Origin of the sequence: Glaciimonas sp. Gout2, from assembly GCF_035018905.1 — a bacterium.
GTDB lineage: Bacteria > Pseudomonadota > Gammaproteobacteria > Burkholderiales > Burkholderiaceae_D > Glaciimonas.
The window spans coordinates 1-12,515 of sequence record NZ_JASJXA010000009.1; the positions used below are offsets into that span (position 1 = coordinate 1).

Annotated in this window: 13 protein-coding genes; 3 read left to right on the plus strand and 10 right to left on the minus strand. The window is 46.2% G+C overall.

Annotated features, from left to right (window positions below):
* Positions 1–56: 56 nt before the first annotated feature.
* The 10 genes from QN379_RS08445 to QN379_RS08490 form a co-directional block, all read right to left on the minus strand.
* The gene (locus QN379_RS08445) at positions 57–539 is read right to left on the minus strand and encodes an acyltransferase (RefSeq protein WP_323506455.1); all 483 of its coding nucleotides are present in this window, start codon (positions 537–539) and stop codon (positions 57–59) included.
* A gap of 125 nt (positions 540–664) precedes the next feature.
* Positions 665–931: a hypothetical protein gene (locus QN379_RS08450; RefSeq protein WP_322234817.1), complete on the minus strand. Its 267-nt coding sequence runs from the start codon at positions 929–931 to the stop codon at positions 665–667.
* A 12-nt stretch (positions 932–943) separates the two neighbouring features.
* Positions 944–1,357, minus strand: coding sequence for a hypothetical protein (locus QN379_RS08455; RefSeq protein ID WP_323506456.1), 414 nt, complete (start codon positions 1,355–1,357; stop codon positions 944–946).
* 36 nt (positions 1,358–1,393) lie between these two features.
* Positions 1,394–2,218: a hypothetical protein gene (locus QN379_RS08460; RefSeq protein ID WP_323506457.1), complete on the minus strand. Its 825-nt coding sequence runs from the start codon at positions 2,216–2,218 to the stop codon at positions 1,394–1,396.
* Positions 2,219–2,383: 165 nt separating this feature from the next.
* Positions 2,384–3,742: a chain length determinant protein EpsF gene (gene epsF, locus QN379_RS08465; RefSeq protein WP_322234820.1), complete on the minus strand. Its 1,359-nt coding sequence runs from the start codon at positions 3,740–3,742 to the stop codon at positions 2,384–2,386.
* A gap of 127 nt (positions 3,743–3,869) precedes the next feature.
* The gene (gene epsE / locus QN379_RS08470; protein ID WP_322234822.1) at positions 3,870–4,670 is read right to left on the minus strand and encodes a polysaccharide export protein EpsE; all 801 of its coding nucleotides are present in this window, start codon (positions 4,668–4,670) and stop codon (positions 3,870–3,872) included.
* 135 nt (positions 4,671–4,805) lie between these two features.
* On the minus strand, positions 4,806–5,687 hold the full coding sequence (locus tag QN379_RS08475; RefSeq protein ID WP_323506458.1) for an EpsD family peptidyl-prolyl cis-trans isomerase: 882 nt from the start codon (positions 5,685–5,687) through the stop codon (positions 4,806–4,808).
* Positions 5,688–5,824: 137 nt separating this feature from the next.
* Positions 5,825–6,427 (minus strand): hypothetical protein, encoded by a 603-nt coding sequence (locus QN379_RS08480; RefSeq protein ID WP_323506459.1) that lies wholly within the window; start codon positions 6,425–6,427, stop codon positions 5,825–5,827.
* A 97-nt stretch (positions 6,428–6,524) separates the two neighbouring features.
* Positions 6,525–7,916, minus strand: a complete 1,392-nt coding sequence (locus tag QN379_RS08485) for an undecaprenyl-phosphate glucose phosphotransferase (RefSeq protein ID WP_323506460.1) — start codon at positions 7,914–7,916, stop codon at positions 6,525–6,527.
* A gap of 577 nt (positions 7,917–8,493) precedes the next feature.
* Entirely contained in the window at positions 8,494–9,114 is a 621-nt protein-coding gene (locus QN379_RS08490; protein ID WP_322234832.1) for an acyl-homoserine-lactone synthase, read from the minus strand.
* Positions 9,115–10,236: 1,122 nt separating this feature from the next.
* Between QN379_RS08490 and QN379_RS08495 the strand changes: the two genes are divergently transcribed.
* The 3 genes from QN379_RS08495 to QN379_RS08505 all read left to right on the plus strand — a co-directional run bounded on the left by QN379_RS08495 (position 10,237) and on the right by QN379_RS08505 (position 12,407).
* A complete protein-coding gene (locus tag QN379_RS08495) occupies positions 10,237–10,947 on the plus strand; it encodes a LuxR family transcriptional regulator (RefSeq protein ID WP_323506461.1) in 711 nt (236 codons plus the stop codon).
* Between the two features lie 242 nt (positions 10,948–11,189).
* Positions 11,190–12,047 carry a D-amino acid aminotransferase gene (locus QN379_RS08500; RefSeq protein ID WP_323506462.1) on the plus strand — a complete coding sequence of 286 codons (858 nt, stop codon included), beginning with the start codon at positions 11,190–11,192 and terminating at the stop codon, positions 12,045–12,047.
* Between the two features lie 84 nt (positions 12,048–12,131).
* Complete coding sequence (locus tag QN379_RS08505; protein ID WP_322240341.1) at positions 12,132–12,407, plus strand: DUF493 family protein; 276 nt, start codon at positions 12,132–12,134, stop codon at positions 12,405–12,407.
* Positions 12,408–12,515: the final 108 nt, after the last annotated feature.

Below are 12,515 nucleotides of genomic sequence, written 5' to 3' on the forward strand. Positions count from 1 at the left end.
TTTAACCGCGTAACAACATCGCAGGCGCAGCGGTCACGATCGGCCAGAATGAGCGGTCACGTTGACCAGAATACGCAGGCAACAATATCGAATCGCACCACGAGACGGCTGGCCGCAGCCCAGATAAAAATAAAGAGAAAATAGAATTCAACTTCGGGCGTAATGCTCCAGAAAACAGCTATGTTTCCGGAAAAAAGAATATGGCGAATAATATTTCTGTTTGTAATATCGTAAATAAAATGTGGATCAAGTTTCGTACTGATGATGTAAGCGATAAAAATAATAAACAAATAAGCAGGCGCGATTCTTGAAAATCTGGAGATTGCATACTCGATCACATCTGACGTCGAGAAATTTTTTTCTATGTAAAGATAAGCCATCAAAAAACCGCTGAGCGAAAAGAAAATCGTTACGCCGATTTCGCCGGAAAAATTTGTTCTCAGAGGAAGCGAAAACCAACTTACGAAATGCGTATACATCACCATTAACGCTGCTATTCCACGTAATCCGGTAATTTCATTTATTTTCGTTTTTGTCATGGCTGTATTAGACTCAATGTTATTCAAAACTATTTTTGATTAAAAAAAAGATAAGGCGTTTTAACGTGACATCATATTTTTTAAAGACATCTGCATATTTATTGGCGATATCTCGCCAGATCACGTCAGCGTCGACGACATGCTGTAATACCTGAGGGCAAAGGGGAGCCGGTATTGCCGTGAAATGGAAGTCTCAGAACACCGATACCATTCACCACCGCGTCAGGTGCGAGGAATTCCGCAGAGTTTCTAAACAATCGGTTAAGCGTCATAACCTTCAGAGGTTGGTCATGGTGTTCCCGCTGCTGTCGGGCGATATTTTGTACCACGTCTTCCATGCCGCCAAAGGAAGGAGAACGTTGACGCACAATGAGCACGGCTTTAATAGGCATAGTGAAAGTCCTTTATGTTCGGGAGAAGGCTGCAGCGCATCCGGATGTCGCTGGTAATGTCATTTTTTGACGCGCTGCCAGGCAACCGACAAGGAACCAGAGAACGCCAGCGGTCTTCAAAGCGAATAACGACGTTCCGCTGATACTTAAGATCAGCGACATGTATAGGGTGATAGAGGCCCGAAAACGATCGCCTCTTTCGTCCTCCATGTTTACCAACCAGAACGCGATCCATAAAAAGAGACATAGCACCACACCAAGCCTTGTCAGCAGAGACGGATAGCCCATATCGCCGAAATAGATGTCAAATCCAACTCCACCAAATATCATTCCTAAGTCCAGACTCAGCAGCATCTTGCCACTAACGAACAGTCGCCCGATCACGCTATCGCTATACCGACCGTCAAAAAATAGGGCAATGCTCAACAGCATTCCTACGATAAGTAATGGCAAAGCAATCATTCAGATATTTTTTTTACTGAAAGGGATGCAGCGCATCAACACCAGAAAAGCTAAAGTAATCAATCCGTAGCGCGAGTCACTTAATGCAATCATCGTCATGGCTGCAAACACAAAGAAAAGCATGTTGACGAGATCGTTACTTCGCTTAGATAAACCCCACGCTCCGATGATCACCGCAAAATTACCAAGCGATACTGGCTCAAGAAAAATCGACGATATTCGGTGACCGCCAAGTAAGGCTGGCAAGATCGTTCTCCCAATTCCCTCCGGCCGCATGCCGTTCAGTCCTAAGACGCTGCCCTTAGTCCAATTCGAACCTGCTATCAGGCCGCCCTGAGTGACGTAATACGAAAAGATATTAAAAATACGGGAAAACGCATCCAGAAAAAATAATTCGAAAAAACCAAAAAATAGCACCACGAGCACCATCATTTTGAGTACACGGTCGGCATAATTGCTATCCCCAATATGACGCCCAAGAGCGTAAAACAGGAGTGGAATCATCACGTCCCGGAAACCCTTTGGATCTAGTTGGTTACGAAAAATCGCCATCAAAAACAGGTATGTCCCGACCAACGCGGCAACTGCCAGAAATTCAAGTCTGATGTGTCGGACCAATACCAGGAGAGCGGCAAGATAGATGAACGCTTCTGTTAATTCCACGCCAGCCATGGAAATGGGATGAATATTCGTATGGATCGCACACAAGACTGTCTGATACACCAATGCGCCGATCAAAATCCAAAATACCAGACCTTTATCCGGTATCTGTAGATCGAGCTGTCGAGGAAAAATAAAATTCCTGATGGCGGATAAATAATGCATATGGCTTATTGACCTTTAATAACGCAAAACGATTAAATCGGCCCTAAGGCGGTGCGATTGCTAATCACGGGAGCCACCGATGCTCGAAATCCTCGACCAAGTCCTCAATACCAACAATTCCTTTATCCCAGATTCAGTTCGTCCGTAATAATCAATCGACCGATTTCACTTTGGCATGCTCGGTATTGCCCTATTAATGCTGGCAAGCGTGGGCACATTTGGCACTGGGGTATCCCTGCCGGAGCCGACCCCGCGATGCGTCAATTCTTTTAATACAGCGAGTGCCACTCCAAGCATCAATCCCATCAAAATCGACAGAACGACGTTAAATTGAACATTGGGGCTCGACGGATGCATTGGTGTCGTTGCCACACTAAGTAAAGACACATCGGATTGATTGGAATTGCCTTCGAGATTAGAGCGGGTCAGGCGTAAATGGACGGCGTCGTAAGCGTGCTGTGCGTTATCAACATCTTCGACCAGAACTGCAAGCCCATCGCGGAAGCGGTTGAGTTCGAATATCCTGGTTCTTTGTGCCGCAAGTGCGGCGCGCACTTCGGCCTCACGCTGACGTAATATGCGGCCGTTATGCGAAGAGCCGTTATTTGTTGCTTTAATATTGCTGCTTAGCGCATCACGCAGGCCGTCTACTTCCGCTTGTGCAGCCTGATATTGAGGGTGATTAGGTGCCAGATTTTGTGATAACAGCGCAAACTTTGCTTCAGCTAGCGCCAGTGATGATTTCAGCGTCTGAACCAGCGAATTCGCAATGACGTCCGGCGAATCTACACCGCCACTACCCATTGCCTGTTTACTGCGTGACGACGCTTCCATTGCCTGTCCCTGAACGATCACCAACTGACTTGAAAGATCATTTAAACGCAGGGTTTCAACGTCCAGACGTTTGTCGGTACTTATTAGTCCGTGCACTTGCTGGTATTCGGATAGGTTATGTTGTGCCGTTTCAAGGTTCGCGCGCAAGGTCTTGATCCTCTGTGCAAAATAGATTGCGGCTTGTCGTAACGGCGCTGCCTTGATTTCGAGACTGACCTGTTGATATGCCTTGGTGAAACCATTTGCCACAGTTGCGGCGAATATTGGATCGTTGTCTCTGACATTAATTTCGACCACGCTACTTTCTCGCGCTGGCGTCACATCGACCATTTTTAGCAACATATCAGCTAGCAAGTCGCTGATCGAGTCGCTACTTGCGATTTTGTCCAAACGCTGGCGTAAAAGTGGATCGTTCGCCAGACCTAGATTGGCAACAACTTTTAATGCCACAGTCTTGCTGGTAATGATGTCCATCTGAGTCGCCATGTAACCGGTAGCTAACTGTGCGGGCAAAATCTCTCCCGACACCGGATCGGTACCTTTATAGTTAATCAGTATCGTGCTTGATGCTTTGTACATTTTTGGTAAAAGTAGACTGACACCAGCAGTCACCATCACCACCAAAAACCATGTTATGAGCACGATTTTGTAACGAGTACGAAGTATGGTTAACAGTTGATAAAAATTCATGACTGCACCTTTGAAACAAAGCTAGTAAAAAATAAAATTAATGGCGCCGGCAATCCGGCGCGCACACATATTCATTGACTGGTGGATGCCCTGCCAGGCGCCTTTTTATAGAAAGCTATGGCGGTTATCAAAACAGACTTTCTTTGACGTACACGACATCGTCCGGTAACAATTCATCGTCATTTTTTACGCCAAACGTATGCACTTTTCCTGCTGTATTTTGACGCTTGACGCGTAAGCCGTTTTCCGTGCCGCGCGGTGTAAGGCCGCCGCCAACAGACAACGCTTGCATCACGCTCATATGCCGCTCTAGTCGATACCCGCCGGGATGTTGGACTTCACCGTAGATATAAAATTTAGGTGCCTGCTCGACGTACACCATGTCACCACTGATCAGCGGCATATTCGGCCTCATGTCAGCGGAGTGAACCATGTCGACAAGATCGACAATCTGCTTGTTAACTACGCCATTACGCGTAAAGATAATGGTTGCGGTATCGCCACCATTAGGACCAACACCGCCGGCTAGGGCAAGCATATCGGTGACAGTGCGTGGGCCATCAATGGGATACATGCCCTGGTGCAAAACGTGTCCAAGCATCGAAACCTTTTGACTTTGTAGTTCCGTGACCATGATGTTGACTTGTGCCGTGCGCAAAAAGCCACCGCTGACTAATAAGCCCGCGATCTTTTTTTCCGTGTTCGATGTCGATAATCCTGCCACCCCGACTTCACCTATGAGTGGAAAGGTAATGCTTCCGGTCTCACTGACTTTCGTTTCCAGGTTTAAATCACGATTTCCAAATACGGTTATTTTTACGACATCACCGGCGCCAAGCGGAATATCGGCCGCATGCGCGCTAAATGCTGCTAGCGCCGCTAGAACCACTAACAGTTCAAGTACGACTAAGTAAATTTTTTTTATCATTGTGCGCATCTTCATGAGGTGTTTCACCGTTGCGGAAAATTTGATCAGGGGTTCAGTTGCCATTTTCTATTTCAGGTAGCGTGATGGTGCTGCCAATCGACCAATATCGATGCTGATAATAGTCATCATTTTTGTTTACTGCCGTTGCCGGGTGTGACTTTTTTCCAGATTGCTATCGCTTTTATCGACATACTCAAGTTTGGCGAACGGGCGTAAGCGGGCAATTTCTTTTGCCGCTATTTCCTGCATGTTTTTTGCCATCAGGAAGCGTTCAATCTGCATTTTTTCCAACGCTGGCGGAACTGGGTTATCCACCAATTTTGTCACTGCGGAAAGTAAATTCCGGTCGCCATCTTTTAAAACAAATAGACGATTTTTTGCAAGGCTATGAAGCTGGTTATAGATATCAGCGGGCAACTCAGCGCTATCATAGGAAACGGCAGTTCTTATATACACAATTTTGTGCGCAGTCAGCCAAGCCTCTACCTGATCAAGTGATTTTCCCGCGTTCATTACCCCTTTTAGCTGGTTGGTGAAATTCGCTGAGGCAATACTTAATTGGTCGACATTAAGCAATTTTCGATGCGTGAACAATTCGGGATGACTCCGAAAAAATTCATTCACATTGTTCTTGGTCGGCTGGTCGATTTTTCCTGTTTGTGTTTCCAGATACGCCTGCACGATTGCCTGTGTTTTGTAGCGCTCAATAATCTGTAACACTTTTGGATCACGGTCCAATTTTTGTCGCCGCGCTTCCTTCAACAATAATTTCCGGTCGATCAGCACTTCCAATGTTTGATTTCGCTGGGCTGGTGTAACTGCCACATTGCTGTCATTTACCGGATTTTCGTGTGCCAGTTCGTCCTCAAGTTGGCGCGTGGTAATTTCCTCTTCATTTACCCGTACCAAAATCTTGCTGGTATTCGTATTCGTATTGGTATTGGTATTGGTATTGGTATCACCGCACCCGCATAAGCTCAAGGCAGCAAGCGGCACGAGAAGCGACAATATTTTCAATATGGTTATCCTATTGCGGCTTAAAGCTGCACTAACGTAAAAGAGAGCATAAAAATTTTTTGAGCAACTCAAGGTGCGACTCCCGCCAATAAATACCGTCATTCTATTTTTCTCATGGCTAGAACCTTCACGCCTCGTTACCAGCTACGAAGGGCAAAGCCCGTATCTGTTGGCAGAATATTTCGTAAGTCTGGCGTGGCGTATAAGCTGAATGAAGCCGAATGCAATCCGATCGATACTCTGACTGAACGACGGCGTACCTGATACAGCAACAAGCAAAGCCCCGTCAGAAGTAGTGTCCATGACGCAGGTTTTGGTGGCGTTTGTTTTCTAAAACTTCTAAAGAGGTAATAGCGTGAATCATCCGCGGCATTGGTATGTGAGACCGTTTTTTGGGATACGTGATTTGCCTCGACGGGAGCGTGGGATTCTATCGTTGCAGCATCTCCAGGTCGGAAGATGCCGCCTGACTTATCAGACGCGATAAAGAAACCATGCCGCGTTATGGCAGCGTTCCTTAGACTTAATTGAGGGACAGAGATGGCTTGCTGAAAACTCACGCAATCAATATTTGGGGAGATAGTGTGACTGCTATCGCCAACGCTTACGTCAATTTTTTGGGCTGACCACAGGGTGTTGATTTCGTGCGATGAAAAATGAATAGATGGCGTTGTGGCGCTAACAATGCCAGCGTGCCCTGAGCTCATGAAACCCAACAACAGCATAACTATTTTCATCATATTTCCTTTAAGGATATGTACTGAAACGCGCAACACTTGTATGCAAAATTACCATCTTCTTCACCGATTCCACCTACCGGGACGCACGACTTAATTATTAATAGGCATTGTCTTTTTTTAATACTTCCTTGACCGTGCGCATGATAATTAACAGGTCCAGTCCTAGTGACCAGTTACGCAAATACTCCAAATCAAATTCGATCCTTGACCGCATTTTGTCCAGCGTGTCGGTCTCACCCCGGAAACCATTTATCTGGGCCCATCCGGTTATCCCGGGCTTTACTTTGTGTCGCAACATGTATCCCTTAATCAGTTTTCGATACATTTCATTGTGTGCAACGGCGTGAGGACGAGGGCCGACAATGCTCATGCGACCTTGTAAGACATTGATAAATTGCGGCAATTCGTCTAGCGATGTACGGCGTAAAAAGCCGCCAAAACGGGTCACCCGGATATCGTTTTTGGTAGCCTGATCCACCACCGCCCCGTCTTCACAAACGCCCATTGAACGGAATTTGTAGACCACTATTTCTTCCCCGTTCAAACCGTAGCGACGCTGTGCAAAAATGATCGGGCCTGGCGACGATAATTTCACACCAATTGCAATAGGCAACATAATTGGTAACAACATGATCTGAATCAGTAGCGCCAGGACGATATCGCTGCTGCGCTTTAGAACGCTCCGTAAGCCGGTGAATGGCGTTTCACAAATTCCAATGACAGGAATGCCGCCGACGTGATCAAGTCGCGCCTGAATAAGATCAAAGGTATAAATGTCGGGCACAAAATAGACGGATGCCGTCGTGTCTCTCAACTCTTCCATTAAGGAGGAGGAACCCGCATTTTCAGACATTGGCAGACAGATAAAAATGGTCCTAATTTTATGCGTACGCGCGTAGAGAGCAACGTCGGCGATCAGGCCAAGATAGGGGCGTGACGGCATTGGGACCGCATACTTTTGGTTGAGCGCTAAGTGGTCATCAAAAAATCCGTGTACGTCCATGCCCGCATTACTGCGGGATGTCAAACGTCGTAGAATATCGGTCCCTAGATTATTCGCTCCGACGATGATAGCCGAGCGCACCTCCCGGTCTTTGCCAATATTGAATGCCAGCCGATAGGCAGTCAAACGACTTAATAAAAGCGCGAATGGCGCAAGCGTAAACCAGGTCAAGACGACTTGATCCGAAAATTCATATCGAAGCCCGGTACCCTGGCCAATTAGCGCCAACAGGCAAACGACTACTGCCCATCCCATAAAAATATCTGTTGCAAAAGCCAGTTTTTTCCCAGCATGTAAAGTGCGGTAAAGATCAATTTGTTCGTAAATAAACGAAGAAATAAAGAAGGCAATAATCATTAACGCCAAATAATTACCGGTAAACATTTCATCCTGAACGACGATGACCAAATAGAGAAGCCCAAGAATAATGGCTGGATCGAGCAAACGCTTGAAGAACGAAATGAGGGGGATATCATTCTCGGTCATTTTGTCTTACCTTAAAATACATGGCACGTATTGGCCGTGATGTCGTTGCTTGCGTATCGACCTGTAGCAATGGCCAGAACTTCTGTATCGCAGGCCTTTGATAGTGCGACCCGCTGACGAACAAAAATTTCTTCCTTTCGTAACAAGTCGAAACGGAGTATTAGAGGTGACCTCTGATAACTTGCTGATCACACCCAAATCCTGGGCCGCCGCTGAACTTGCCACTTTCAATAAATTATTTTTGTCTTTCATACCGTAACCAATATAAGGCGTGAGGAATCAAAGGGTGGTGTCATGAAATCAGTTGCAATGAGGTCGCCAATGTCCCCCAACGCAGCAATGCAGGAGTAAATAGGTAGTACTAAAATGGGTTTCCAACGTAACGATTGAGGCCCAGTGAGGCGTTTTAAACCTTTGCTCATTTAGCTATCTTTCTTTAATCGTCAAGACGCAGCTGGACGCAAAAATCCAACGTTCGAAAACATTTTTTTGGTACGTATCGCGTTAATTTGTGGGAAAGACCGTCTTCCGACAATAAGGCCTTACTCTTCGGGTTCGCAAATAAATGTCGGTGTAATCAAAAACGGTAACGACCTGACAATTTGGTGTCAGATTTCTCCTTACCTGGGATCAACTTACGGTTTAATTCCACTTCAATCCAGCACGCAAACATAGGTTGTCCATCGACGATCACTGGTCGTCCGGCTCTATGTGCTTGAAATCCCGCGCGTCGCAACAAGCGCTCAACGCCAAGTGGTGAGACGGTGATGAGCCGCTTAGCCCCATGCTCGGCAGCACAGCGAATTGACTCCTGCATCAGGTTAATGGCAATCGGCGAAGAAAATTCGCCCATGGCCGAATTTGTTTGATGATTGAAATCCATCGCAGCAAAGCGAGATAACTCCCAGACCTCTGGTGTGTGGGGCATGGCCATGCCATGGAGAAGTTGGGGAAATACTTCGCCCAAGAGGTAAGGCGAGGTAGTGGGTAATAAACGGGCGCAGCCGTTCAAATTTCCATGTTCGTCATGCGCGACCACGTACACGGTATCTGGACGATCAAATTGATCTAACTCTGCCCCATTGCTACTCTCAAGGTTCCATTCAAGTGTTTCAATAAAGACTTTATGCCGGTACCTTGACATTTGCGTGATTAACTCGCTTGTTAAGAGGTCTCTAGCGCCCGAAATAACGTTCATTTTTCCACCCCAGAAAATTCTTATTTTTTTTCATATTGAAATGATGACGGAGTTCAAAAAGCTAGGTAACTGTCACTAATTACAGTCTTACGACGTAACAATAACGACTGATACTTGCTGACACTAAATGCACTTTTTGGTAATTTAATTTGCGCCTAAATTTTCGAACAGGATTGAGTCTTGAAAGCTGAGGCGGGAATATCAGCGGTGAATGGAAGTGTCGGTTGGATAGCCGCTGTATCACTTTGATTATTTTTCACGTGAGCCGAGGGATCTGTCGCTTGATTAGGCGTCCCGAACAGGCACCGCGGTAGCATGCAGATCATTCGATGTGTGCGAAAGTTGGACGGTAATAGAGTCGAAATGGAGGAAAAAATATTAGGTCGCAGCGCTGCATCAGGCGAAGATTTACTGGGAGTTATCTGATTACTTAAATAGCTATTTCGTGAGCCATTTTTTTGAGATGGAGAACTGGTTTGGTGAACTCTGCGTGTCGATGCGGCATTAGTATTTTAAATAAGATTTTAAGCACTATTTTACGTGCTACTGGACTTGCCGAGCGACACACGGTGATTTGCTCTTGCACTACCGGCTGTTAGTTAAATGTGTCACTAAATTCTTCCAGAAGAGCGATTTTTCGATTGCCGGATATCTGCTCGACCTCTCTCCTCATAACGATGCTGCTTGGTATCCGGCCCAATGTGGATGGAGGCTGTCGAGTACCGCATACGGGGGCTCAGCCCTGAAATGAAAAGGATCGGCTCTTTATGAAGAAGCTCTTCACATTGCAACCGCATATGCACCCATCGAGATGCGACTAGTTGTAAACGGATCATTTTAAGGGGGGCTAGTTGAGTTGATTCTTGTGATGCATTTATTTTAGAAATACGGTAAATCTCAAAAAAAATTGAACGGCGATAGAGTTAACTGCTATCGAAAATTAACTGGAGCGGCAGATTTTTTATTTATTGACATTCTGGTCATGGTTGTACTGATAAGTTGTCCTTCTACAAAAGAAGAAAATCATCGAAAGATATTCCAAAAATACAAATAATTACGTGTATATTTCCTGTGTGACATTTTAACGGACATTATTTATGCATAAAAAAATTGTGAGGGAGTATGAATAGCTTTCAGGGAGATCAAATTCAAGCCTTACTAACCGCAGAGAACGAGGCTGCCTTTTTTGCCGCGCTATCTGGTGCTGCTCATAAACTTGGATTCGACTATTGCGCGTACGGTATGCGGATGCCGCTTCCTATCTCTCAGCCGAAGTTGGTCATGCTCAACAACTATTCGAGAGCATGGAAACAGCGTTATTTTGAACAAAATTACCTTATGACCGACCCAACGATCGCACACGGCATGCGCTCAAGCATGCCATTGGTCTGGTCGGAAGAAATTGGTGTCAAATCCCGCCCTTTTTGGGAGGATGCCCACGCGCATGGTCTCGGTGTGGGTTGGGCCCGATCTTGCCACGACACAAGAGGCGTGGGAGGGTTGCTCAGCTTATCGCGCTCTGATGAAGCACTCTCATTAAAAGAACTGCATCACATCTCGTCAAATTTAACCTGGCTGACCCACACCGCGCATGAGGGATTGACTCGATTGCTGGTTCCAAAGTTGATGCCGGAGGCTGTTGCGCGACTAACCGCGCGAGAAGTCGAAGTCCTTCGCTGGACCGCCGACGGTAAGACTTCTAGTGAAGTTGGTCATATCATGAATATTGCAGAGCGGACGGTGAATTTCCACATCACTAATACGCTAATAAAACTTGGCGCAGCAAATAAAACCGGAGCCGTCATTAAGGCAGCAATTTTAGGATTGCTATAACCGGGGTTGGAGGAGCGTAAAAGAATGTGGGGCGCGTTGGATATCTCCCATTCCCACGTTTGACTATTTATGTTTTGCTATTAATAATTATTCCAGTATCTGGATATTTGGAATGAGAATTGGATAGAGCAAAGTTGTTACAATGTAGTATCGCGGGCGTCGAATTTCTATACTTTTTTTGCATACTCTGCTGTTCATACTTGTGCAAGAATCAAATCCCCCACCTTCTTAAGAAAATAATCATGCAAGATTCCATCGTCTATCTCAATGGCGTGATGACGCCCCTGTCCGACGCACGTATTCCTGTGCTGGATCGTGGATTTATTTTTGGTGACGGTGTGTATGAGGTCATTCCAATGTATTCCGGCAAAGCATTCCGTGCCAAGCATCATATGGCCCGCTTATTTCGTAGTCTAGCGGCGATAGATATTCCAAATCCGCATAAGGTTGAAGAGTGGATGGCCTTGATTAACCAAGTGGTCGCGCCTTATGGACAAGACGACCAGATGGTTTATATTCACGTTACGCGGGGCGTGGCGAAGCGGGCACATGCGTTTCCCAAAGACGTGATTACGCCCACGGTTTTCATCATGACCAATCCTTTGGTTCTGCCAAGCGATGCGGTACGCGCCAAAGGCGTATCATGTATCACTATGGAAGACCAACGTTGGCTGCATTGCGAGATCAAGTCGATTTCTTTGCTTGGCAACGTACTGGCAGCGCAAAATGCGGCTGAGCACGGTGTAATGGAAGCAATCCAATTCCGTGATGGATTTCTGACTGAGGCGTCGTCGTCTAATGTCTGGATTGTCAAAAATAACGTCCTGATGGCGCCCCCCAAGAATAACCTCATTCTGGAAGGCATCCGTTACGGTTTGATCGAAGAGCTTTGCGCCGCACATGATCTTCAGTTTGTTGCGCGCCAGATTTCGCGCGCGGAAGTAGTTGAGGCCGATGAAGTGCTGCTGTCATCGGCAACCAAAGAAATTTTGCCTGTGACCGTTATTGATGGCAAAACTATTGGAAACGGTCAACCTGGCCCCATTTACAAGGCGTTATATCAAGCCTATCAGGGAGCGAAAGCCGCCTTGTGTGATTAAGGTGACCTTAATAGCTTGATTTGTCCCTCGGGCAACGTGTCTTTTGCTATGTTGCCTGATTTTTAGAAAGCAATCGTTATGACTATGCCGACCATTCCTCACGAAGACAGCCTGATCGTCTATCCGAGCGATTTTCCTATCAAGATTATGGGGCCAACGCACGACGCATTTGCGGAAACGATCGTCGGCCTAGTGGTGCAACATGACCCAACTTTTCATATCGATAAGCTTGAAGTACGACCATCCGCTAAAGGCAATTACACTGGTTTGACAGTCACTGTGCGAGCGACTAGTCGTGAGCAACTTGATAATTTATACAGCGCATTATCGACTCATCCGATGGTGAAAATGGTTCTGTAATCGTGATTATCAGGTTAGTGTATTGCGATCGGACGCTTGCCGAGCCAATGATTATGGACTAGTTATGCTATGGCATCGCGCGTGCCGTTTCGCGAGCGTCGAAAATAG

Excerpts from the sequence above, each read along its gene's own strand:
- QN379_RS08445 (WP_323506455.1), bottom strand. The coding sequence starts at position 539 with ATGACAAAAACGAAAATAAATGAAATTACCGGATTACGTGGAATAGCA.
- QN379_RS08450 (WP_322234817.1), bottom strand. The coding sequence starts at position 931 with ATGCCTATTAAAGCCGTGCTCATTGTGCGTCAACGTTCTCCTTCCTTT.
- QN379_RS08460 (WP_323506457.1), bottom strand. The coding sequence starts at position 2,218 with ATGCATTATTTATCCGCCATCAGGAATTTTATTTTTCCTCGACAGCTC.
- epsF (WP_322234820.1), bottom strand. The coding sequence starts at position 3,742 with ATGAATTTTTATCAACTGTTAACCATACTTCGTACTCGTTACAAAATC.
- epsE (WP_322234822.1), bottom strand. The coding sequence starts at position 4,670 with ATGATAAAAAAAATTTACTTAGTCGTACTTGAACTGTTAGTGGTTCTA.
- QN379_RS08480 (WP_323506459.1), bottom strand. The coding sequence starts at position 6,427 with ATGATGAAAATAGTTATGCTGTTGTTGGGTTTCATGAGCTCAGGGCAC.
- QN379_RS08485 (WP_323506460.1), bottom strand. The coding sequence starts at position 7,916 with ATGACCGAGAATGATATCCCCCTCATTTCGTTCTTCAAGCGTTTGCTC.
- QN379_RS08490 (WP_322234832.1), bottom strand. The coding sequence starts at position 9,114 with ATGAACGTTATTTCGGGCGCTAGAGACCTCTTAACAAGCGAGTTAATC.
- QN379_RS08495 (WP_323506461.1), top strand. The coding sequence starts at position 10,237 with ATGAATAGCTTTCAGGGAGATCAAATTCAAGCCTTACTAACCGCAGAG.
- QN379_RS08500 (WP_323506462.1), top strand. The coding sequence starts at position 11,190 with ATGCAAGATTCCATCGTCTATCTCAATGGCGTGATGACGCCCCTGTCC.
- QN379_RS08505 (WP_322240341.1), top strand. The coding sequence starts at position 12,132 with ATGCCGACCATTCCTCACGAAGACAGCCTGATCGTCTATCCGAGCGAT.